The sequence below is a fragment of the Nocardia sp. NPDC050710 genome (assembly GCF_040654375.1).
Classification (GTDB): Bacteria; Actinomycetota; Actinomycetes; order Mycobacteriales; family Mycobacteriaceae; genus Nocardia.
On the sequence record NZ_JBFAHV010000006.1, the window covers coordinates 50,325 to 71,850 of the forward strand.

At 68.2% G+C, this 21,526-nt stretch carries 11 protein-coding genes; 8 read left to right on the forward strand and 3 right to left on the reverse strand.

Features of this window, described 5'->3' with window-relative positions:
- Nucleotides 1–89 precede the first annotated feature (89 nt).
- From AB0H61_RS13845 to AB0H61_RS13860, 4 genes are read left to right on the forward strand one after another with little or no spacing between them, the layout of a single operon-like run.
- The gene (locus AB0H61_RS13845; RefSeq protein WP_357303345.1) at nucleotides 90–13,598 is read left to right on the forward strand and encodes an amino acid adenylation domain-containing protein; all 13,509 of its coding nucleotides are present in this window, start codon (nucleotides 90–92) and stop codon (nucleotides 13,596–13,598) included.
- Nucleotides 13,582–14,610, forward strand: coding sequence for an ATP-binding cassette domain-containing protein (locus AB0H61_RS13850; RefSeq protein WP_357303348.1), 1,029 nt, complete (start codon nucleotides 13,582–13,584; stop codon nucleotides 14,608–14,610). The genes AB0H61_RS13845 and AB0H61_RS13850 overlap by 17 nt, the downstream gene beginning before the upstream one ends.
- Nucleotides 14,607–15,425 carry an ABC transporter permease gene (locus AB0H61_RS13855; protein WP_357303350.1) on the forward strand — a complete coding sequence of 273 codons (819 nt, stop codon included), beginning with the start codon at nucleotides 14,607–14,609 and terminating at the stop codon, nucleotides 15,423–15,425. Before AB0H61_RS13850 ends, AB0H61_RS13855 begins: the two co-directional genes overlap by 4 nt.
- Complete coding sequence (locus AB0H61_RS13860) at nucleotides 15,425–16,237, forward strand: ABC transporter permease (RefSeq protein ID WP_357303352.1); 813 nt, start codon at nucleotides 15,425–15,427, stop codon at nucleotides 16,235–16,237. Before AB0H61_RS13855 ends, AB0H61_RS13860 begins: the two co-directional genes overlap by 1 nt.
- 13 nt (nucleotides 16,238–16,250) lie before the next feature.
- Here the strand turns inward: AB0H61_RS13860 and AB0H61_RS13865 are convergent, their stop codons facing one another.
- A complete protein-coding gene (locus AB0H61_RS13865) occupies nucleotides 16,251–17,042 on the reverse strand; it encodes a helix-turn-helix transcriptional regulator (RefSeq protein ID WP_357303355.1) in 792 nt (263 codons plus the stop codon).
- An 85-nt stretch (nucleotides 17,043–17,127) separates the two neighbouring features.
- Here AB0H61_RS13865 and AB0H61_RS13870 point away from each other — a divergent pair, with 85 nt between their 5' ends.
- Complete coding sequence (locus AB0H61_RS13870; protein ID WP_357303358.1) at nucleotides 17,128–17,565, forward strand: hypothetical protein; 438 nt, start codon at nucleotides 17,128–17,130, stop codon at nucleotides 17,563–17,565.
- Between the two features lie 45 nt (nucleotides 17,566–17,610).
- Nucleotides 17,611–17,772 (forward strand): zinc-binding dehydrogenase, encoded by a 162-nt coding sequence (locus AB0H61_RS13875; RefSeq protein ID WP_357303361.1) that lies wholly within the window; start codon nucleotides 17,611–17,613, stop codon nucleotides 17,770–17,772.
- A gap of 28 nt (nucleotides 17,773–17,800) precedes the next feature.
- Here AB0H61_RS13875 and AB0H61_RS13880 read toward each other — a convergent pair whose 3' ends face one another.
- Together AB0H61_RS13880 and AB0H61_RS13885 are read right to left on the reverse strand one after the other, a co-directional pair.
- Nucleotides 17,801–18,025, reverse strand: coding sequence for a hypothetical protein (locus tag AB0H61_RS13880; RefSeq protein WP_357303363.1), 225 nt, complete (start codon nucleotides 18,023–18,025; stop codon nucleotides 17,801–17,803).
- A gap of 35 nt (nucleotides 18,026–18,060) precedes the next feature.
- The gene (locus AB0H61_RS13885; protein WP_357303366.1) at nucleotides 18,061–18,807 is read right to left on the reverse strand and encodes an HNH endonuclease family protein; all 747 of its coding nucleotides are present in this window, start codon (nucleotides 18,805–18,807) and stop codon (nucleotides 18,061–18,063) included.
- 721 nt (nucleotides 18,808–19,528) lie between these two features.
- Here AB0H61_RS13885 and AB0H61_RS13890 point away from each other — a divergent pair.
- Entirely contained in the window at nucleotides 19,529–20,440 is a 912-nt protein-coding gene (locus AB0H61_RS13890; RefSeq protein WP_357303369.1) for a haloalkane dehalogenase, read from the forward strand.
- Between the two features lie 85 nt (nucleotides 20,441–20,525).
- Nucleotides 20,526–21,488, forward strand: a complete 963-nt coding sequence (locus tag AB0H61_RS13895; protein ID WP_357303371.1) for an RNA polymerase sigma factor — start codon at nucleotides 20,526–20,528, stop codon at nucleotides 21,486–21,488.
- The last annotated feature ends 38 nt before the right edge of the window (nucleotides 21,489–21,526 follow it).

Genomic DNA, 21,526 nt, shown 5'->3' on the forward strand with positions numbered 1-21,526 from the left:
GCGGCCGACAGCGCGCTCGCCCGACCTGGGTGCGGCGCGCATACCGACTTGTCCTCACCGGCTATCTCCTGACTACCCAGGAACCATCTATGCCACAGCGATCCCCTTCGCCGGTCGGGGCGGGCAATACGTTGCCCGCCGATGTCTTTCCCCTCTCCGCAGCCCAGCGCGGAATCTGGTTCGCCCAGCATTTCGCCGGTGAAACTCCGATTTCCATCGCCCAGTACACCGAACTCATCGGTCATATCGACCTGGAGGTGGCGGCCGCGGCCGTGCGCCGGGCCGGTCGCGAATTCGGCACCGGATATCTGCGGCTGATCGAGATCGACGGCGTCCCCTACCAGACGGTCGATCCCACAATCGTCGACGACATGGTGGTGCTGGACTTCCGCGGGGAGGACGACCCGGTGGCCGCCGCGCACCGGTGGATGCGCGCGGAGTATTCCGCACCGCTGGATCTGCTGCGGGATCGGCTCGGGTTGATGAGTGTGCTGCGGATCGGCGACGAGCATTGGTTCTGGTACCAGCGCATCCATCACATCGTGCTGGACGGTTACGGCGCGATGACCTTCTTGCAGCGCATCGCGGAGCTGTACAACGCGGCGATCGAAGGTCGCCCGGAACCGCCGGGTAAGGCCGAGGATCTGCGCAAGATCATCGACGCGGATGTGGCCTACCGCGGTTCGGATCGGTTCAAGGCCGATGGAGAGCATTGGCGCGCACGTTTGGCGGGTATGGCCGAACCGGTCAGCCTGGCCGGGCGGGCCGCCGACGTGACCGCGCACCCGAATCTCATCGAAGGTGAGCTGCCGACGGCTACCGCGCACCTGATGGACGCGCTGGCGAAGTCGGAGAACTCCACCGCCGCTCCCGTGGTGGTCGCGGCCTTCGCCGCCTATCTGGGCGCGATGACCGGTTCGCCGGAGGTGACGCTGAGCTTGCCGGTCTCGGGCCGGACCACGGCGTCGCTGCGTCGCTCGGGCGGCATGGTCGCCAATGTGGTGCCGCTGCGGCTGACTCTCGGTTCCGCGCTGACCGTCGGCGAGCTCATTCACGCGGCGCGCGGGGAATTGACCTCGGCGCTGCGGCGGCAGCGCTACCGCCAGGAGGATATCGTCCGCGATCTGGGCTGGGCGCTGGACGAGGCGGTCTCGTTCGGCCCGACCGTGAATTTGATGATGGTGGACACCAGAATTCAGCTGGGCTCGGTCGTCGGGCGCATGCATGTGCTGACATCCGGGTTGATCGAGGATCTGTTCGTCAACCTGTATCCCGGTGCGGGCACCGAGAGTACGCACATCGACTTCCAGGCCAACCCGAATCTCTACAGCGATACCGAACTCGCGAAACAGCACCGCAGATTCCTCGCCTTCCTGCATCGCTTCCTGGCCGCGGGGGCGGATGCGCCGCTGGCCACCGTCGCGGTGCTGTACGACGACGAGGCAGCCGAATTGGTGCCCGCGCGCGGTACCGCCGATCTGCGCCCGCGGACCCTGCCGGAGATCCTCGCCGATGGTGCGGCGCGGGATCCGGACGCGGTCGCGATCCGCGCGGGGGAGCGCGCGCTGACCTACCGCGAGGTCGACGAGTACACCAACCGGCTGGCCAGGGTGCTCATCGCGGCGGGCGCCGGACCCGAACGGAGCGTGGCGATTTCGATTCCGCGCTCGGTCGACTCGGTATTGGCCATGTGCGCGGTCGCGAAGACCGGCGCCGCCTTCGTGCCGATCGACCCCGGCTATCCGGCCGACCGGATCGAATATATGGTCACCGACAGCGGTGTGGTGGCCGGACTGACCGTGGCCGCGGCTCGGGATGCGCTGCCCGGCCGGGTTACCTGGCTGACACTCGACGATCCCGATACCAACGATCGGGTCGCCGCGCAGGATTCGCGCGCTGTCACCGATGCGGATCGCACCGCACCGGTCCACCTCGACCAGATCGCCTACCTCATCTACACCTCGGGATCGACCGGCATGCCCAAAGGTGTCATGGTCTCGCATCGCGGCCTGGCGAATCTGGTCGACAATTCGGGCGCGGCATTCGGTGTCTCGCCCGATTCGGTGGTGGCCCACGCGGTTTCGCCGAGTTTCGACATTTCGGTAGAGGAATTGCTGGTCGCGTTCGCCGCGGGCGCGACCGTCGCGGTGGTGCCGCCGTCGGCGTACGCGGGCGAGGAACTGGCGCAGGTGCTGAGCGAACACCGCGTCACGGTGCTCAATGTGACCCCCGCCGTGGTGAATTCACTGGATCCCGCCGCACTGCCTCTACTGCGCACGGTGATCGTCGGCGGCGATGCCTGTCCGCCGGAGCTGGTCGCGAAGTGGGCGGGCCGGACGCTGCTGAACGGCTACGGGCCGACCGAGACCACGATCACCGTCACGATGAGTGCGCCGTTGACACCCGACGGCCCGGTCACCATCGGCGGTCTGACCCGCGGGGTGCGGGCGGTGGTACTCGACCCCTTGCTGCGGCCGGTCGCGCCGGGGGCGGCGGGCGAACTGTACCTCGGCGGCCCCGCCGTGGCCCGCGGCTACCACCGGCGCAACGGTCTGACCGCGAGCCGGTTCGTCGCCGATCCGTATGTGCCGGGCGAGCGGCTGTACCGCACCGGTGATCTGGTGCGCTGGTGCCGTCGCGACGGCAGGCTGGAACTGGATTACGCGGGCCGCAGCGATTTCCAGGTGAAGGTGCGCGGCTACCGCATCGAACTCGGCGAGATCGATGCCGCGCTACAACGGCAGCCCGGTGTCGATTTCGCGATCACCATCGGCGCGAGCACCCCGTCCGGCGCTACCGCGCTGGTCGCCTACGTGCTGGCCGCATCGGATGCCGAATTGCAGCCGGAGGCTTTGAAGGCGGCTGTCGGCGAGCACCTTCCGGCCTATATGGTGCCCTCGGTGATCATGGTGCTCGATCACCTGCCGCTCACCCCGGTCGGCAAGGTCGACCGCCGTGCCCTGCCCGCCCCGGATTTCGGCGTCCGCGCTGTCGAGCGCCGGGCACCCTCGACACCCCGTGAGGAGATGCTGGCCGCGCTCTTCGCCGAGGTGCTCGGCCTGGACGCGGTCGGGGTCGACGAGAACTTCTTCACGCTCGGCGGCGACAGTATCGTCTCCATCCAGCTGGTCTCCCGCGCCCGCGCCGCCGGGCTGCGGTTCAGCGCCCGTGACGTCTTCGAACGCAAAACCGTCGCCGCGCTGGCCGCCGTCGCCACCGATGCGGCCGAGAGCGCGGTGCTCGAATTGCCCGGCGGCGGTGTCGGTCCCATCGCGCTCACGCCGATTGTGCACGCGATGCTCGAGTACGGTGAAACCTGGCAGCGCTACAGCCAGGCGGTGCTGATCGGTCTGCCCGCCGGGGTGGACCCTATCCGGCTGACCGGCGCGGTCCAGACCCTGCTCGACCACCACGATCTGTTGCGCAGCACGCTGCGTCGGCCCGATGGCGACTGGGAATGGGTTGTCGGAGAGCGCGGTTCGGTCGATGCCGCCGACCTGATCGAGGTGGTCACCGCGGGTGCTGCCGCGCGGGAGGAGGCCGTCGAGCGCGCATTGCAGCGGGCGGCCGATGAGCTCGACCCGGCCGGTGGTGTTGTCGCACGGTTCGTGGTGATCGAGCCGGATCCGGACGATCCGGGGGCGAGCTCCGACGCGCCCGGCTCGGGCGCGCTGCTGTGGCTGGTGCTGCACCACCTCGTCACCGATGGCGTGTCCTGGCGAATCCTGCTGCCCGATCTGGCCACGGCCTGGTTCGGCGGCGACCTGGAGCCGGTCGGCACCTCGTTCCGGCGCTGGGCACATGCCGGAGCCGAGCAGGCGGCCGGTCGTCGCGCCGAACTGCCGCTGTGGCAACGGATTCTGGCGACGCCCGATCCGGCGATCGGACAGCGCGCCGCGGATCCGGCCGTCGACGTGGTCGCCACCATGGCGCAGCTGCGCACCACGATTCCGGCCGATATCGCGGGCACCGTACTCGATGTCGTGCCGGAGCGATTCCACTGCGGCGCCGATGACATTCTGCTCGCCGCGCTGGCCATGGCGGTCGGCCGTTGGCGGGACCGGACCGGCGCGCTGTTCACGCTGGAGGGGCACGGGCGCGAGGAATCGGTGCTGCCCGGCGCCGACGTCGCCCGCACGGTCGGCTGGTTCACCAGCGTCTACCCCGTCGCGATCGACCTGGGCGGCATCGACCTGGACGAGGCATTCGCGGGCGGACCCGCGGCCGGGTCCGCGATCAAGGCGGCCAAGGAACAGCTGCGGGCGGTGCCGGACCGCGGCGTCGGCTACGGCATGCTGCGTTACCTCGACCCGGAGAGCGCGGCCGAGCTCGCCGACGCACCGATCCCGCAGATCAGCTTCAATTACCTGGGCCGCGCGACGGGCGGCACCGAAGAGGATTGGCTGCCACGGCGTTTCGCGTCCACCCAGGACGATCGGGCGCCCATGGCCGCGGTCATCGATATCAACGCCATCATGGGCGCGACCGCACTCGAGGTCACCTGGGCCTATGCCTCGGGCATTGTCGATTCGGACCAGGTCAGCGAATTGGCCGAATTGTGGACCGCCGCACTGGAAGCGCTGGCCGCACACGCCGCCGACCCGGGTGCGGGCGGCCACACGCCGTCGGACTTCCCCCTGGCCACGGTGACACAACGCCAGATCGATGACTGGGCGCGCAGCTACCCGAATCTGGCCGACGTGTGGCCGGTGTCGCCGCTGCAATACGGCCTGCTCTTCCACGCCTGGTACGACACCGATACCGCGGACGGCTACACCGTGCAGACCCAGCTGACCCTCGCCGGCCGGGTGAACGCGTCCCGATTGCACGCGGCCGCACAGGCTCTGGTGGATCGGCACGACAATCTGCGGGTCGCCTTCGTGGAGACCGAGGAGGGTCCACGCCAGCTGGTACTCGCCGACGCCGAAGTTCGATGGCAGGAGCTCGATCTCACCCATATCGCGGACCCGAAGGAGCGCGAGCGTGAGCTGGAGCGCCTGATCGCGGTCGATGCCAACAGCCGCTTCGATCTCACCCGGCCGCCGCTGCTGCGCCTCCAGCTGATCCGCACCGATGCCGAGATCTACACGCTGCTGATGACCAACCACCACCTGGTGCTCGACGGCTGGTCGACCCCATTGCTGGTGCGCGAGTTGCTCACCGTCTACGTCGCGACCGGGGCGGGCGCGGCGATCGCGGATGTGCTGCCGCCCGCACCGTCCTACCGGGACTTCCTCGCCTGGCTCGCCGACCAGAACCGCGATACGCCACAGGGCGCACTCGGCAGTTCCGACGCGGCGATCGCGGTATGGCGCGAGGCGCTGGCGGGTGTCGACGCCCCGACGCGCGCCATCGCGACCCTGGCCGATATCCACTCGACCGAATCGGGGATGGTGTCGGCGGATCTGCCCGCGGATCTGATCGAGCGGTTGGAGACGACCACCCGGGCGGCGGGCGCCACGGTGAACACCGCGGTGCAGGCCGCGTGGGCGCTGCTGCTCGCCATGCTGACCGGACGCACCGATGTGGTGTTCGGCGGCACCGTCTCCGGCAGGCCGCCGCAGCTGGCCGGCGTCGAGGATATGGTCGGGCTGTTCATCAATACGCTGCCGGTGCGGGTGCGACTCGATCCCGCGGAGCGGGTCGCCGATCTGCTGGCCCGGTTGCAGGCCGAGCAGGCGCGCCTGCTCGATCACCAGCATGTCGGGCTCGCCGCGATCCACCAGGCCGTTGGTCTGGCCGAATTGTTCGACACCCTCACGGTTTTCGAGTCGTATCCGATCGACCGTGAGGCGCTGTCGCAGTCGATGGATATCGCGGGCATGCGCATTCTCGATGTCTCGGGCACCGATGCCACCCCGTACCCGTTGAACCTCATGGTGATTCCGCTGCACGGGATGCCGGGACAACACGACACGCTGCGCATCACCGTGAAATTCATGTCCGATCAGCTGCCCGTCGCGGAGGCCGAGCGACTGCTGGACCGATTCGTCCTGCTGATCACCCAGATCGCCGAGCACCCGGAATTCGGGGTGGCGCGGTTGCAGCATTGCGACCCCGCCGAACGTGCCGCCCTACTGCCCGTCCGCGGTGGCGAATCGGTGCCGCGGCGCACGCTGCCCGATGTGCTGAGCGCGGGCGCGCGGATCGACCCCGACGCCGTCGCGGTCAGCGCGGGAACCGACAGCATGACCTACCGCGAGCTGGATGCCTGGTCGAACCGGTTCGCGCGGGTGCTGTTGCGCCGCGGTATCGGCGCGGAAGTCTTCGTGGTGCTCGCACTGACCCGCTCGATCGAATCGGTGGTCGCGGTGTGGGCGCTGGCCAAAACCGGTGCGGCCTTCGCGCCGCTGGACCCGAACTATCCGGTGGAGCGAATCGAACATATCCTCGCCGATTCCAAGGCGCCGATCGGTGTCACGGTCCGGGCCACCGGCGAAACCCTCCCCGGCACCATCGACTGGCTGCTGCTGGACGACCTCAACACCATCCGCCGGGTGATGACCGTCTCCGACGCGCCCATTACCGATGCCGAACGCGGTGGCGCGATCCGGATGGATCAGACCGCGTACCTGATCTACACCTCCGGCTCCACCGGAAAACCCAAGGCGGTGTTGCTGAGTCACCAGGGCATCGCCAATCTCGTGACCGAGCAGCGGGATTCGTTGACCCTCGATCCCACCGCCCGCGCACTACAGGTGGCCTCGCCGAGCTTCGACGCATCGGTCTTCGAACTGCTGACCGCGCACGCCACGGGCGGCAGGCTGGTGCTGTCGCCGCCGGAGGTCTACGGCGGCGCGGAGCTGGAGCGGCTGTTGCGCACCGAGCGGGTCACCCATGCGGTGATCACCCCGTCGGTGCTGGCCACCATGGATCCCGCCGACCTCACCGACCTTCGGGTGCTCGCGGTCGCGGGGGAGGCGGCCGGTGCCGAACTGATCGCGCACTGGTCGGTGGGCAGGCGCATGGTGAACCTATACGGCCCCACGGAGTTCAGCATCTGGGCGACCGGCCCCGGCGAGCTGCGTGCGGGCGAACCGGTCACCATGGGCGGGCCGATCCGCGGCGCCGCGGTCATGGTGCTGGACAGCTGGCTGCGCCCGGTACCGGTGGGCGTCGAGGGCGAGCTGTACCTGGCCGGGCCCGCCATCGCGCGCGGCTACTTCAACCGGTTCGCGATGACCGCGGGGCGTTTCGTCGCCAACCCGTATGGCCTCGCGGGCGAGCGGATGTACCGAACAGGTGACATGGTGCGCTGGGTCGAATCGGACGATCGCGCGCTTGAGCTGGAATATCTGGGGCGCAGCGACTTCCAGGTGAAGATCCGCGGTCTGCGCATCGAGCTCGGCGAAATCGACGCGGTGCTCGCGGCCGACGACGAGGTCGAATACGCCGCGACCATCGGCTGCCCGGGACCGGCGGGGGAGACGGTGCTGGTCTCCTATGTGGTGCCCACGCACGCCTGGCGCGAATCCGTCGGCGCGGATACGGAATTCGACACCGAGCGGCTGCGGGTGCGCATCGCCGGGGCGCTGCCCGGCTATATGGTCCCCGGCTACCTCATCGTGCTCGACGAGGTGCCGCTCACCCCGGTGGGCAAGCTGGATCGAAAGGCGTTGCCGATACCGGACTTCGAACGCTTCCAGCGGCGCTATCTGGCCCCGCGTACCCCGGTCGAGCAGGCCGTGGCCGAGGTATTCGCCGAGGTGCTCGGCACCGAGCGGGTCAGCGTCGATCACTCGTTCTTCGAACTGGGTGGCAACTCGCTGAGCGCGACCAGGGTGGTCGCGCGGGTCAACGCGGCGCTCGGTTCGATGATCGCGCTGCGCGATCTGTTCGACGCACCGACCGTCGCCCAGCTCTCGGCCCGCATCGTCCCGGCCGCGGCGGGTGAGCGGGCCCGCTTCGGCCTGGCTCGGCGCATCCGTCCCGACCGCATCCCGCTCTCACCCGCGCAGCAGCGCATGTGGGTGCTCAACCAGCTCGACCCGACCTCACCCGCGTACAACATCGCCGTGGCCCTGCGGCTCACCGGCGATTTGGATACCGAGGCCATGGGACGGGCACTCGCGGATGTGGTCGATCGGCACGAGAGCCTGCGCACCATGTACCCCGCCGACGCCGAGGGCCCGCGTCAGGTGGTGGTCGGCGCCGAGGCGGCGGCGCCGGTGCTGCGGGTGGTCGACGCGGGAGATGCCGCGACGCTGCGCAGTCGGATCGTCGAACTGGCCGGGGTCGGATTCGATCTCACCACCCAGCCGCCGATGCGCGTCGGCCTGTTCCGCGTGCACGGCGCGCCCCCCTCCGATAACGGCTCCGTGCCGGTCCATGTCGTGGTCCTCGTGGTCCATCACATCAGCGCGGACGGCGCGTCGATGGCTCCGCTCGCCACCGACCTGATGACCGCCTACGCGGCCCATGCCTTCGGCGCCGAGGCCGAATTGTCCCCGCTGCCCGTACAGTACGCGGACTTCGCGCTATGGCATCGTGAGCTGCTCGGCGAGGAGAGCGATCCGGAGTCCCTCGCGGCGCGCCAGATTCGCCATTGGACCGATCGGCTCACCGGTGCGCCGGATCTGCTGGAGTTGCCCGCGGACCGGCCACGCCCCGCGATCCAGTCCATGCGTAGCGCCGATCTGGATTTCACGGTCGACGCGGCGCTGCACCGGGGTGTGGTGGATTTGGCGGCCGACGCCAATGTCAGCCTGTTCATGGTGGTGCACGCCGCACTCGCGGTGCTGCTCGCCCGGCTCGGTGGTACCGATGACGTGGTCATCGGCACGGCGGTGGCCGGGCGCGGCGAGGCGGCGCTGGACGGCCTGGTCGGGATGTTCGTGAACACCTTGGCGTTGCGCACGCCGGTCGACCCGAATACCGGCTTCCGCGAATTCCTCGCCCGGGTGCGCACCTCGGATCTGGACGCGTTCGCCAATGCCGATGTGCCGTTCGAGCGGCTGGTCCAGGTATTGAACCCGGCCAGGTCCACCGCGCACCACCCGATCTTCCAGGTGTCGCTGTCCTTGCAGAACTTCGTCGAACCCACGCTGGAGCTGCCCGGGTTGCGCATCGAGGTCGAGGATCTGGACCGTGACGCGGCACAGTTCGATCTGACCCTCGATCTGCGCGAACACTCGTCGGGGACGGAACCCGCCGGGCTGGCGGGCGTACTCACCTACGCGACGGATCTGTTCGACGCCGCCACCATCGCGGCCTTCGCGGCGCGGTGGCAGCGGGTGCTCGCCGCGGTGGTCGCCGACCCCGATCAGGTGATCGCCGATATCGATATCCTCGAGCCGCGAGAGCGCGCGGCGCTCGTTCCGGTGCGTGGCCCGCGCGGTACCGGAACCGTGCCGCTGCCATGGTTGCTGGCGGAGTCGGCGACGGCCTATCCGGATCATCCCGCGCTCGTGGTCGACGGCGTCACTACGAACTACCGGGAACTGGACGCGCAGTCGAATCAGCTGGCCCGCATGCTGATCGCGGCGGGCGCGGGCCCGGAGACGGTGGTGACGCTCGGTATGACCCGCGGCGCGGAACTGCTCACCGGTGTGTGGGCGGCCGCGAAGGCCGGGGCGGCATTCCTGCCGGTGGATCCGAAACATCCGGTGGATCGGATCGAACATATGCTGACCGACTCCGGTGCGGTCCTCGGTCTCACCGTGGCCGCGCATCGCGCCCAGCTGCCGGACACCGTGACCTGGCTGGTGCTCGACGACGCGGAGTTCACCGCGCGATGGCGGGCGACTTCGGCGGCGCCGCTGCGTTCCACCGATCTGCCCGCGCCCATCCGGCCCGACCACCCGGCCTGGATGATCTACACCTCCGGTTCCACCGGAACACCGAAGGGCGTCTCGGTATCGCATCGCGGTATCGCGGATATGGTCGCGGCACAGCAGGAATCGCTGAATCTCGACGAGCATTCCCGGGTATTGCAGGTCGCGTCGCCGAGTTTCGACGCCTCGATCTTCGAGGCGATCATGGCCTTCGGCTCGGGTGGCGCCGCGGTGGTCGCGCCGCCGGATGTCTTCGGTGGCGACGCACTCGCGGAGCTGATCGACGCGGAGCGGGTCACCCACATGGTGATCACGCCCTCCGCATTGGCCACGGTCGACCCGGCGCGCGTCTCCAGCGTGCGGGTATTGGCCGTGGCGGGCGAGGCCGTCGGTGCGGAACTGGTGGAACGCTGGGCGGTCGGCCGGACCATGGTGAATCTGTACGGGCCGACCGAATCGACTATCTGGGCAACGGGTTCGGCCCCGCTCGCGCCGGGCGAACCGGTCACCATCGGCGGCCCCATCCGTGGCACGGCGGTGCTGGTGCTCGACGATCGGCTGCGCCCGGTGCCGGTCGGCGTGGCGGGCGAACTGTATCTGGCGGGACCCTCGCTGGCCCGCGGATACCATGCGCGACCTGATCTCGACGCTACCCGCTTCGTGGCCAATCCCTATGGTGCGAGCGGCGATCGGATGTATCGCACCGGTGACCTGGTGCGCTGGACCCGTCCCGAGGGAACGGCCGCGGGCCTGCGGCTGGAGTACATCGGCCGCACCGATTTCCAGGTCAAGGTGCGTGGTCAACGCATCGAACTCGGCGAGATCGATGCCGTACTCGGCCGCGCCGAGGGCGTGGAATTCGCGGTGACGCTGGGTGTTCGGGGCCCCGCCGGATCCACCGCGCTGGCCGCGTACGTCGTGCACGAACCGGGGACCGAACTCGACATCGCGGCACTGCGCGCCTATGCCGCCGAAACCCTGCCGGGCTATATGGTGCCCGCCGCGATCGTCGTCCTCGACGCGATTCCGCTCAACGCGGTCGGCAAGCTCGATCGGAAAGCGCTGCCGGAGCCGGTATTCGTCGATGAGGAGACCGAGTACGTCGCGCCGAGCACCCCGACCGAGGAGATCCTGGCGGGCGTCTTCGCCGAACTGCTCGGCCGCGACAAGGTCGGCGTCAACGACTCGTTCTTCGCGCTCGGCGGTGACAGCATCCTGGCGATCCAGCTGGTTTCGCGGGCCCGCCTCCAGGATGTGACGGTCACCCCGTTGCAGATCTTCGAACACCGCACCGTCGCCGCGCTCGCCGCGGCCGCGGACGCCGCGGGCGAAGCCATCACCCTCGACGAGTTGCCCGGCGGCGGCGTCGGCGCGCTGCCCCTGCCGCCCATCGTGCGGTACATGCTGGAACGCGGCGGCGACTACCGCCGCTTCGCCCAGACCGCGGTGCTGGAACTGCCCGTGGGAATCCAGCGCGAGCAGTTGGTCGCCACCATCACCGCGGTGGTGGATCGGCACGACATGCTGCGTGCGCGGTTGTTCGAGGATCACCTCGGGCACCCGGTCACCGACCCGGGCACGACCGCGCAGGATGCGGATGCGACGGGCACGGAGCCGCTCGGCGATGGTGGCGCGTCCGCGGACGGGACGGCGGCGGGGGTGCATCGGTTGGAGGTGGCGCCCCCCGGGTCCGTGGATGTTTCGGCGTTGCTGCGCCGGGTCGAGTTCGCCGCCGACGCCGACACCGTTGATCTGCGCGAATTCGCCGTCACCGAGCTGGATTCCGCCATGAACCGGTTGGATCCCGCGAACGGCGCTGTCTTGCAGTTCATCTGGCTGGACCCGGTCGGCGAGGCGGGCGATCGCAGCCGTGCCGGCCGCCTGATCGTGGTGGCGCATCACCTGGTCATCGACGGTGTGTCGTGGCGAATTCTGGTGCCGGACTTCATGGCCGCGTGGGCACAGGTTTCCACGGGCGCGACACCGGTGCTGGCCGAGACCGGAACGTCGATGCGGCGCTGGTCGTATGCGCTGACCGAGGAGGCGCACCGCGACACCAGGACCGCCGAACTCGAATACTGGCGTGCGGTGATCGACGGGCCGGACCCGCATCTCGGCGCGCGTCAACTCGACCCGGCCGTCGACCAGGCGCATACCGTGCGCATGGTCGAGGTCGAGGTGCCCGAGGAGGTGACCGCCGCACTGCTCACCACATTGCCCGGCCTGTTCCACGGCGGCGTGGAGGACACGCTGCTGGCCACATTGGCTCTGGCGATGCTCCGGTGGCGGGCGGATCGGACCGGCGAGCCCGCGCCGATCTCGGACTCGGCCGTGGAAGTCCCGGACGCTCGGGCCGGCAGCGTGCTGATCCGGCTCGAAGGGCATGGCCGCCAGCAGGAGGTCGTGCCCGGCGCGGATCTGTCGCGCACGGTGGGCTGGTTCACCTCCATCTATCCGGTTCGGATCGACCTGGGTGACCTGGACATCGACGCGGCTCGCACGGGCGGCGCCGATCTCGGCGCGGCCATCCGCACCACCAAACACCAGCTGCTCGCGGTGCCGGACAAGGGGATCGGATTCGGGCTGTTGCGCTACCTGAATGCCGAGACGGCACAGCGACTTCCACGCCGTCTCCCGGGGCGGCTGAGCTTCAACTACCTGGGCCGGTACACGACCGGCGATATCCCCGCTGGACTGGAGGGCCTCGGCTGGTTGCCCACCGACGAGCTGGGCGATCTGCCCGTGACCGAATATCCGGATGTGCCGGTGCAATCGGAGATCGATGTGAACGCGGTGGTACTCGGCGACCGGCTGCACGCGAGCTTCGGGTACCCCGAAACCCTGCTCGACCGCACCGATATCGCCGAGCTGGCGCGGCTGTGGGTCGAGACGCTCACCGCGGCAGCCGATTTCGCGCAGACGCCGGAGGCACAGGCGGCCGGCGCCGAGGAGGAACGGGCCATGGCCGAGGCGGCGCTGGCAGCGGCGCAGCCGGGCAGCGCGCTCGGACTCGATGTGCTGCTGCCGATCCGTCCCGGCGGCACCGAGCCCGCGCTGTTCTGCATCCACCCGTCGTCCGGAATGTCGTGGACCTACCTGGGATTCGCGGACGCGCTCGCGCCCGGCCGCCCGATCTACGGTCTGCAAGCGCCGGATCTCAGCGGCCGGGAACCCTCGATGCGCAGCATCGAGGAGTTCGCGGACCGGTATGTGCGCGAGATCCGTGCCATCCAGCCGGAGGGTCCGTACCACCTGCTCGGCTGGTCGTTCGGCGGGCTGATCGCACATGCCGTCGCGACCCGGCTGGCCGCGGACGACGCCGAGGTGGGTGTGGTCGCGCTGCTGGATGCCGATACCGCCGACATCGACGGCGACAGCATCGAAAGACTCACCGCGGGTGCGTTCGTCAGCACCTTCGGCTCGGTCTTCGACATCGACGACATACCCGCCGACGCCACCGCGCAGGAGGCGGCCGATCTGATCCGTGAGCGGATGGGCGGCGCGGCGCTCGTCGACGCCGACACCCTGGAGCGGATGGCGGGCTCCTACAACGCCTCGGCCCGCACCAGGACCGGCTATCGACGGCCCGTCTATCCCGGGGACGTGCTGTATTTCAGTGCCACGGTGGACAGCTCGGACATATTCGGTCCGGAGGGCTGGCGTCGGTACGTCACCGGGGAGATCACCAATTTCGACGTCGAGGTCACCCACGACGAACTGACCGCACCGCACGTGTTGCCGATTATCGCGCGGGTGCTGGACGAGCATTTGACGGCGCGGAGCTCCCGCCCGACACAGGAGGCAGATCATGGTCGTATCGCGTAGCGATTCCTCGAGAGGTGGTGGCCGGGCGACGGGCGGGCATGCTGAGACCGGGGTAGTGGTGGAGGGCGTCGAGAAATCCTTCGGCGCGGTACGAGCCCTGCGCGGCGTGGATTTCGTGGCGACGCAGGGTGAGGTGCTCGGCATCCTCGGCCCGAACGGCGCGGGCAAGACCACCACGGTGAATATCCTGTCCACGCTGATCGCCCCGGATAAGGGCAGGGCGGTGGTCGCGGGACACGATGTGGTCGCCAATCCGGCCGCGGTCCGCCGCTCCATCATGCTGACCGGGCAGTTCGCCGCACTCGACGATATGCTCACCGGCTACGAGAATCTCGTGATGTTCGGCAGGCTGATGGGTCTGCGCAAGAATGCCGCCCGCGCCCGCGCCGATGAATTGCTCGCCGAATTCGACCTGCTCGCCGCCGCGGGCCGCCGAGTCGGCACCTACTCCGGCGGTATGCGCAGACGTATAGACATCGCCTGCGGTCTGGTGGTCCGCCCGGATGTGGTGTTCCTGGACGAGCCGACCACCGGTCTGGACCCACGCAGCAGGCAGGGGGTGTGGGATCTGGTCTCCGGCTTCCGGAAACACGGCATCACCACCCTGCTGACCACGCAGTACCTCGAGGAGGCCGACGCGCTCTGCGACCGGATCATTGTGATCGACCACGGCGTCGTGATCGCCGAGGGCACCGCCGACGAACTGAAATCCCGAACCGGTGGCAGCTACTGCGAGGTGGTGCCACTGGACCTGAAGGATCTCCCCGCCATCGCCACCGCGCTCGGTTCGCTACTGCCCGAGGAGAATCGGGCTGCGGTCACCCCGGATTCGGATCGCATCGCGATCCCGGCCCCGGACGGCGCCAAAACGCTCGCCGAGGCGCTGCGCCGATTGGATACCGCGGGTCTCGAACTGGTCGATATCGCGCTGCGACGCCCCTCGCTCGACGATGTATTCCTTCAGCTGACCGGCCATTTGGCGGCCGCCGAGCCCGCGGAGGACGTCGCGTGACCGCCGGGGCGTGGTTGACCGATACCCGCGCCGCCCCGTTCCGGGTGCAGCAGTGGTGGGTGCTCACCTCCCGGCTGATCGTGCCGTCGGTCAAGACCGGCGAGGTGCTCACCTCGGTCCTGGCTCCGGCCGCCTTCACCGCCAGCTTCTACATACCGCTGAATACGGTGATGATGTTCTCCGGCAACGGGTTCAGCAGCTACGCGCAGTTCATGATGCCGATCGTGATTCTGCAGGCGGCCGCGTTCGCCGCCATCGGCGCGGCCTTCCGATCCGCCACCGATGCCGTCGCGGGCTTGAATCGCCGCTTCGGCTCGATGCCCATCGGGGCCTTGGTTCCGGTGGGGGCGCGCATGTCCGGCAATGTCTTCCGTTTGCTGATCTCGTTGACGGCTGCGCTGGTGTGCGGACACATCATCGGCTTCCGCTTCCGGCTCGACGCCATGCACACCGTGGGTTTTCTCCTGTTCTCCCTGCTGGTCGGGGTGGCGCTGACACTCGGCGCGGACGTGATCGGCACCGCGTCGAAGAGCCCGGAGGCGACGACCCAGGCGTTGGTGCTGCCACCTCTCATCTTCGGCATGCTGTCGACCGGTCTCGCGCCCGCGAGCCAATTCCCCGATTGGATCGAACCTTTCGTGCGCAACCAGCCCATCTCCCAATGGGTCGCCGCCCTGCGCGCACTGGCCGGTGACACGAAAGGTAATGCGGGCGAGGTGACCTGGTCACTCATGGGGCCACCGCTGCTGTGGGCCCTCGGAATTTTCGTGGTGTGCCTACCGCTGGCCATCCGGCTGGGTTCGAGGAGGGCATGATGGTGCTGTCGGACATCCGTATCAGGTCCGCGGCCGGGGAAACCGCGCCCATATCGTTGCTGCGGCATACCGCCATTCAGACCAATCGGCTGCTGGTGCGCTGGTCGCGCAATCCGGTCGCGCTGCTGGAGACGCTGATCATCCCGTGTCTGCTGCTGCTCATGCTGGATATCGTCATCGGTGGGCAGATCGAGAAGTTCGTCGGCACCAACGCGCTCTACGGTTCGGTCCCGATGGTCGCCGTCGTCGGCGCTCTCTCCGGCGCGGTGGCCAGCGGCGTCATGCTCGGCCGCGAACGCGACGCGGGTCTGCTGGCCCGGTTCTGGGTGCTGCCGGTGCATCGCGCCTCCGGCCTGATCTCGCGCATTCTGGCCGAGGGTTGTCGCATCCTCGTGGGAACCCTGGTCGTGGTGTTCGTCGGCCATCTACTCGGTTTCCGCTTCCAGCAGGGACCGGTCGCGGCCCTGGTATTCATCGTGATCCCGGTGGTGTTCGGCCTGGCCTTCGCGACCATGGTGACCGCCATCGCGGTTTTCAGCGCGAAGGCGACCCTGGTGGAGGGGGTTACGATCCTGAGCTCGCTGCTGATGTTCTTCAGCACCGGCTTCGTGCCGCTGGCCGCCTATCCCGAATGGATTCAACCGGTGGTGCGCAATCAGCCGATGTCGGTGGCGGTGGACGCGATGAAGGCGCTGTCGCTGGGCGGCCAGCTCGCGCGTCCGCTCACCATGACCGCGATGTGGTCGCTCGGCGCGATCGTGGTCTTCGCCGTGCCCGCCGTGATCGGCTATCGCCGCGCCAGCCGCCGGTAGCCTCCGACGCTGGTCAGCGCCGCTCGGCGCGGCGGCGCAGGATCTCCGCGGTGTGTTCGTCGCCGGGGAGGAAGGCTTCCAGGTGGAGTTCGGACAGGGTGATGTCGACAGCGGTGGCGAATGAGGTGATGGTGGTGATGAGCCGGAGTTCGCCCTCGGGGGAGCGCAGGCGCAGCGGAACGGCGAAACCGAGATGGTCGGGCCCCGGAACGGCCTGGGGGAGATAGCTTTCCAGCTCGGCGATGAAAGCATCGAGGTCGGGATCGGGGCTGCGCAAGGCGCGCCCGCGCAGGGATTCGGTGACGTGTCTGCCCCATTCGGGCAGATTGACCACTCGGCGGGCCAAGCCCTCGGGGTGTAGCGCCAGCCGCAGCACATTGACCGGCGGTGCGAGCAGTTCGAGGGCGGCGTCCTCGGTCAGGAGGTCGAAGGCGGCGTTGGCGGCGACCAGAATCCCGTACGGGCGGACCACGACCGCCGGATAGGGCATATGCCCGTCCAGGATTCGTTCCAGTGCGAACTTGACGGGCGCCAATTCCGGGGTGTCCAGCTGAGATTCGGGGAAGACCGGAGCGTAGCCCGCGGACAGCAGCAGGCCGTTGCGTTCCCGCAATGACAGTCCGAGCGATTCGGCCAGGCGCACCACCATGGTGCGGCCGGGGCGAGAGCGGCCCTGCTCCAGGAAACTCAGGTAGCGCTGGCTGGTATCCGCGCTGATCGCGAGATCGAGCTGGCTGACCCGGCGCAGGGACCGCCAGTGCTTCAGCTGCCTGGCGAAACCGGTCGGTTCGACCACTGTTGTCATGAATCAGTGATATCCGACCGTGTGGGTATCCGCCATTCCCTGGAGGGAATCGTGCGGTCGCCCAGCGTTCGCAAAGCTATGTCCCATGAGCAACCAACTCGATGACAAGCAGCTGACCGACCTCGCCGACCGCTACCTGGCCATGTGGAACGAATCCGACGCCGAGATCCGGCGCACCATGATCCACGACCTGTGGGCCGCCGACGGCGCGCAGATCCTGGTCGATCCGCCGCAGGCCATGCGCGAGGCCGTCGCCGAACTCGCCTTTCCGCTGCCGCCGCTGGAGGTCCGCGGCCACGACCTCCTGGAACGCCGTGCCACCCGAGCCTACGAAATGTTCGTGGCCCCCGGCCATGTGTTCGTGCCCCGTGGGCCCGCCACGCAGCTGTCGGTGCGGCTGGTCGGCTTCGGCTGGGCGATGGCGCAGGCCGACGGGACCGTGGTCGGCGGCGGTTACGACATTCTCGCGCTGGACGACGACGGTCGAATCCGGCTGGACCACCAGCACATCGGGATCGACTGACCTCCCGCATAGCCGAACCGAAGGAAACCGATTCGACGCATCGCCGTGGGCAGTCGGAGCCAGTTCGAAGCCATGAACGCGTCGATCGCGGAGCATCGGATGCGCCCGGTCATCGACCGCGTCTTTCCGCTGGACCGGGCGGTGGAGGCCTACCGGTACTTCCGCGAGGAGGATCCCTTCGGCAAGGTCGTTGTCACCATGCCGTGAGGGTTACGGGCGAACGCACCGCGTGCCGTCACGCTTCGAAGGGGATGACATTGCCTGCCGCGTCACGCATTCCGATATCGGCTTCGATCGCTGCCGCGAGTTCGGTGACCGTCGCCCAGACGCGTGGTGGCTCGCCATCGAGATTGCCGATCGTGAGCCAGGTATCGGTGCCGCGATAACGGACCAGTCCCTTGCCCGCCGCGTCGAGGGTGACATCGAGGTCACCGGACACCGTCCCTTCCTCTTCGGTCATGACGGCGGCCTCTGCGGCGATCTCGGCGATATCGCTTATTTGAACCCTCCTTGGCGGACACAGTCATCGACGGCGGTGCGCAAAGCGGCCTGTTCGGCGGAATCAACGGTCAGCGCGTACTTTACTTTGATCTTCAGATAGCGATCGATATAGCCACACCGGAACTTTCCCGGAGGCAGGTAATTCGCGGCATCCTGGTCACCCTTCGATCTGTTGGCTGTCGGATCGGAGGCGACGAGGTTGACGGCGTCGTTGGCGATACGGCGGCGAGTGTCCTCGTCCCGGTCGGCGGCACCCGACCGCCAGGCTTCTGCCAATGGGACGATATGTTCGGCGTCGACACCCGACGGGTCGGTGATCCATTTGTACGGTTTGAGTTGCCCGGACTTGCGGTCGAGGACTCCGTACTGATCTCGCCAGCCGCCACCGGAACCGATCGACAGCTCACAGGTTTTCGCGTCGAGCTGCACCGAGCCGGTGGCATCGCGCAGCATCATCACGTCCCGGGTGGTGCAGCGAACATACTGCGTGAACTCGGCGCCGAACCCGTGTTCGGGCTTGTTGGTATCCCAGTGCGGGAACTTTTCGCGGCTATAACCGGTCATCGACGCCTCGGGTGCGACAACCAGTCGCGCGAGCAGGTCGGCGACATCCTTACCCGACACCGGTACCGCGTCGGGCGAAGCGGGTGGACCGGGCTCGGCCCCGGATCGCTCGTCGACAGCGGCACAGGCAGCGGCCACCAGGGCGGCAAGAACGATCGGCGCGCAAACAGCCACCACTCGACGCACCGGGCGGGAGGAAAGCCAGCTCACAACGAACCCCCGCCGAACGGTACCGAAAGCTTTTCCCCCATGTCACTCACACCACCGGCGACCGCCGGGCCGAGTGGTGACAGCCAGCGGGCCGAGAACTTCATCGAACTTCCTAACGCCAACAACCAGTTACCGAATCGGCGTCAAGGTACCCGGATGCGGACGTATGGAATATCAACGCCACGTATGAGGTTCGGCACAATCGCGGTGATGTAATTGTGCGGCAAGGTGACTCGTCCGGAAACCCCGGAACGCCGGACCACCCCCGAGTCGCCGTGCCGGCGCCGACTCGGGGGTGGCGGATCACGAACGAACCCGACCGTGCGCGAGCTCGCGGGTGGTTGTCCAGTCCGGTCCGCGATGCGCGACACCACGGGGCTGATGAGGGGTATGTCCCGAGGTGACGCTGCGCGCCGGGGAGATCTCGTTCGTGAAGTTCGAGAAGCTATCTACGTAGTTGGATAGTAGATATGTTGTATTTGTATAGCAACCAAGTTACTGAACTGCGATGGCTTGGTTACTCCTGTGAATATTCGACGCTATCTACTGGTCAACTACGGAAGCCATGGCGTACGCAGGGATTTTGGTGATGACGTGCCCGGCTAGGGCGGTCCGACGGGGTCACGTGGAGTGACGAGCATCACATCGAACTCGGTCACAACCCGGCGAAATCCCGTGTCGAAACGGGGTGAAGGCAGCAAACGCCCGATTCGAAAGGACACACATCATGACCACCGTCGACGTACTCGACTCGTTCATCAACTACATCGACACCGGTTCCGGCGCGGTCCCGGTGGTCTTCCTGCACGGCAATCCGACCTCATCGCATCTGTGGCGCAATGTGATTCCGCATGTCAGCGCCGACACCCGGGCGCTCGCGCCGGATCTCATCGGCATGGGCGCCTCCGGTAAGCCCGACAGCGACTACCGCTTCACCGACCACGCGCGCTACTTGGACGCCTGGTTCGACGCGCTCGGCCTGGACCGGGTGGTCATCGTCGGTCACGACTGGGGCGGCGCGCTCGGTATGGACTGGGCCGCCCGGCATCCCGGCCGGGTCGCGGGCATCGCGCTGATCGAGACCTTCCTGCGCCCGATGCGCTGGGATGAACTGCCGCCGCTCGGCGCCGAACTGTTCCGCAAGTTCCGTACCGCGGAGGGCGAGCGAATGGTGCTGGAGGAGAACACCTTCATCGAGTTCAACCTGCCCAAGGGCGTGGTGAATCTGGCGCCGGAGGATCACGACGTCTACCGTGCGCCCTACCCGACCCCGGCCTCCCGCAAGCCGCTGCTGGTGTGGCCGCGCGAATTCCCGCTCGACGGGGAGCCCGCGGATGTGGTCGCGATCGTGGACAACTACGGGCAGTGGATGGCGCAGACCCCGGAGGTGCCCAAGCTGATCATGGCGCTGGAGAACGGTGTCGGTCTCGGATCCGCCGAGGCGGTGCAGTGGGCGGCAACGACTTTCGCGAACGCGGAGGTCGCTCCGATCGGCCCGGCCGGTCATCACGTCCCCGAGGACCGCCCGGACGAGATCGGCGCCGCCGTCGCGGAGTGGCTGCGCAGGCACGCGCTCCTGGGCGCCACCACCCGCGCCTGAAGCGCGGGCGTGGGTGGGGATCGGCCGGTCCGATCCCCACCCGCCCGCCTTGCGGCCGGTCGCCGGCTCACCGAAGAATGGTCCGGTGGATAGTGCTGACGACGACTCGATCGCCTATATCGATGATGATGCGGCCGACCCCCGCGGTGAGCGGTCGGACATCCGGGACGGCACGGCGGTCGGTGACCCGGAGGCTACCGCGGCGTTCGATCGCGACGCCGAACGCGCGCTGGTCGCCCGAGCCGTCGCCGGTGACCAGAATGCGATCTCCCAGGTGGTCCGCCAACTACAGGATCCCCTCTATCGCCTGGCATTGCGCATGGTCGGCAGGCCGACCGAGGCCGAGGACGCGACCCAGGAAATCCTGCTGCGGGTCATCGGGAACCTCGCCAGCTGGCGGGCCGAGGCCAAACTGTTGACCTGGGCCTACCGCGTCGGGGTCAACTACCTGCTGAACCTGCGCAGGCAATCGCCGCAGGAGGCGGCGCAACTCACCTTCGACCGTTTCGGCGAGGGCCTGGCCGACGGATTGGCCGCCGAGGACTACCGTGGCCCGCAATCCGCGCTGCTCTCCGCCGAGGTCCGCCTGAACTGCAGCCAAGCCATGCTGCAATGCCTGGCGCGCGACGAACGCATCGCCTTCGTTCTCGGCGATGTCTTCGAACTCAGCTCTACCGACGCCGCTTGGATCCTCGGTATCACCGCCCCCGCCTACCGAAAGCGTCTGGAACGCGCCAAAAAGCGTATCGGCGTATTCCTGCGCGCAACCTGTGGCGTGGCCAACCCCGACGCCTTCTGCCGTTGCCCACGCCGCGTCGACAAGGCCGTGGCGCTGGGCCGGATCAACCCGGACAAGCCGGTGTTCGCCCGGCATCCGGTCTCACCCGGCGGCCGCACCGTGGTGGCCGCCGAGGATCAGATGATCCGTCTCCACGACGCCGCGGCGGTGCTGCGCGCCCACCCGGATTACGCCGTGCCCCAAGCGAAAGTGCAGGCCATCGAGGCGCTGCTGCGGTCAGGACGCTTCCCGCTGCTCGATCAGTCCTGATCGGCCGGTGCTCGCGGAGACCGGCGCGACAGATGAGT

What these genes read in the sequence shown, in the direction of transcription:
- AB0H61_RS13845 (WP_357303345.1), top strand. Translation starts at nt 90, where the DNA reads ATGCCACAGCGATCCCCTTCGCCGGTCGGGGCGGGCAATACGTTGCCC.
- AB0H61_RS13850 (WP_357303348.1), top strand. Translation starts at nt 13,582, where the DNA reads ATGGTCGTATCGCGTAGCGATTCCTCGAGAGGTGGTGGCCGGGCGACG.
- AB0H61_RS13860 (WP_357303352.1), top strand. Translation starts at nt 15,425, where the DNA reads ATGGTGCTGTCGGACATCCGTATCAGGTCCGCGGCCGGGGAAACCGCG.
- AB0H61_RS13865 (WP_357303355.1), bottom strand. Translation starts at nt 17,042, where the DNA reads ATGACAACAGTGGTCGAACCGACCGGTTTCGCCAGGCAGCTGAAGCAC.
- AB0H61_RS13870 (WP_357303358.1), top strand. Translation starts at nt 17,128, where the DNA reads ATGAGCAACCAACTCGATGACAAGCAGCTGACCGACCTCGCCGACCGC.
- AB0H61_RS13880 (WP_357303363.1), bottom strand. Translation starts at nt 18,025, where the DNA reads ATGACCGAAGAGGAAGGGACGGTGTCCGGTGACCTCGATGTCACCCTC.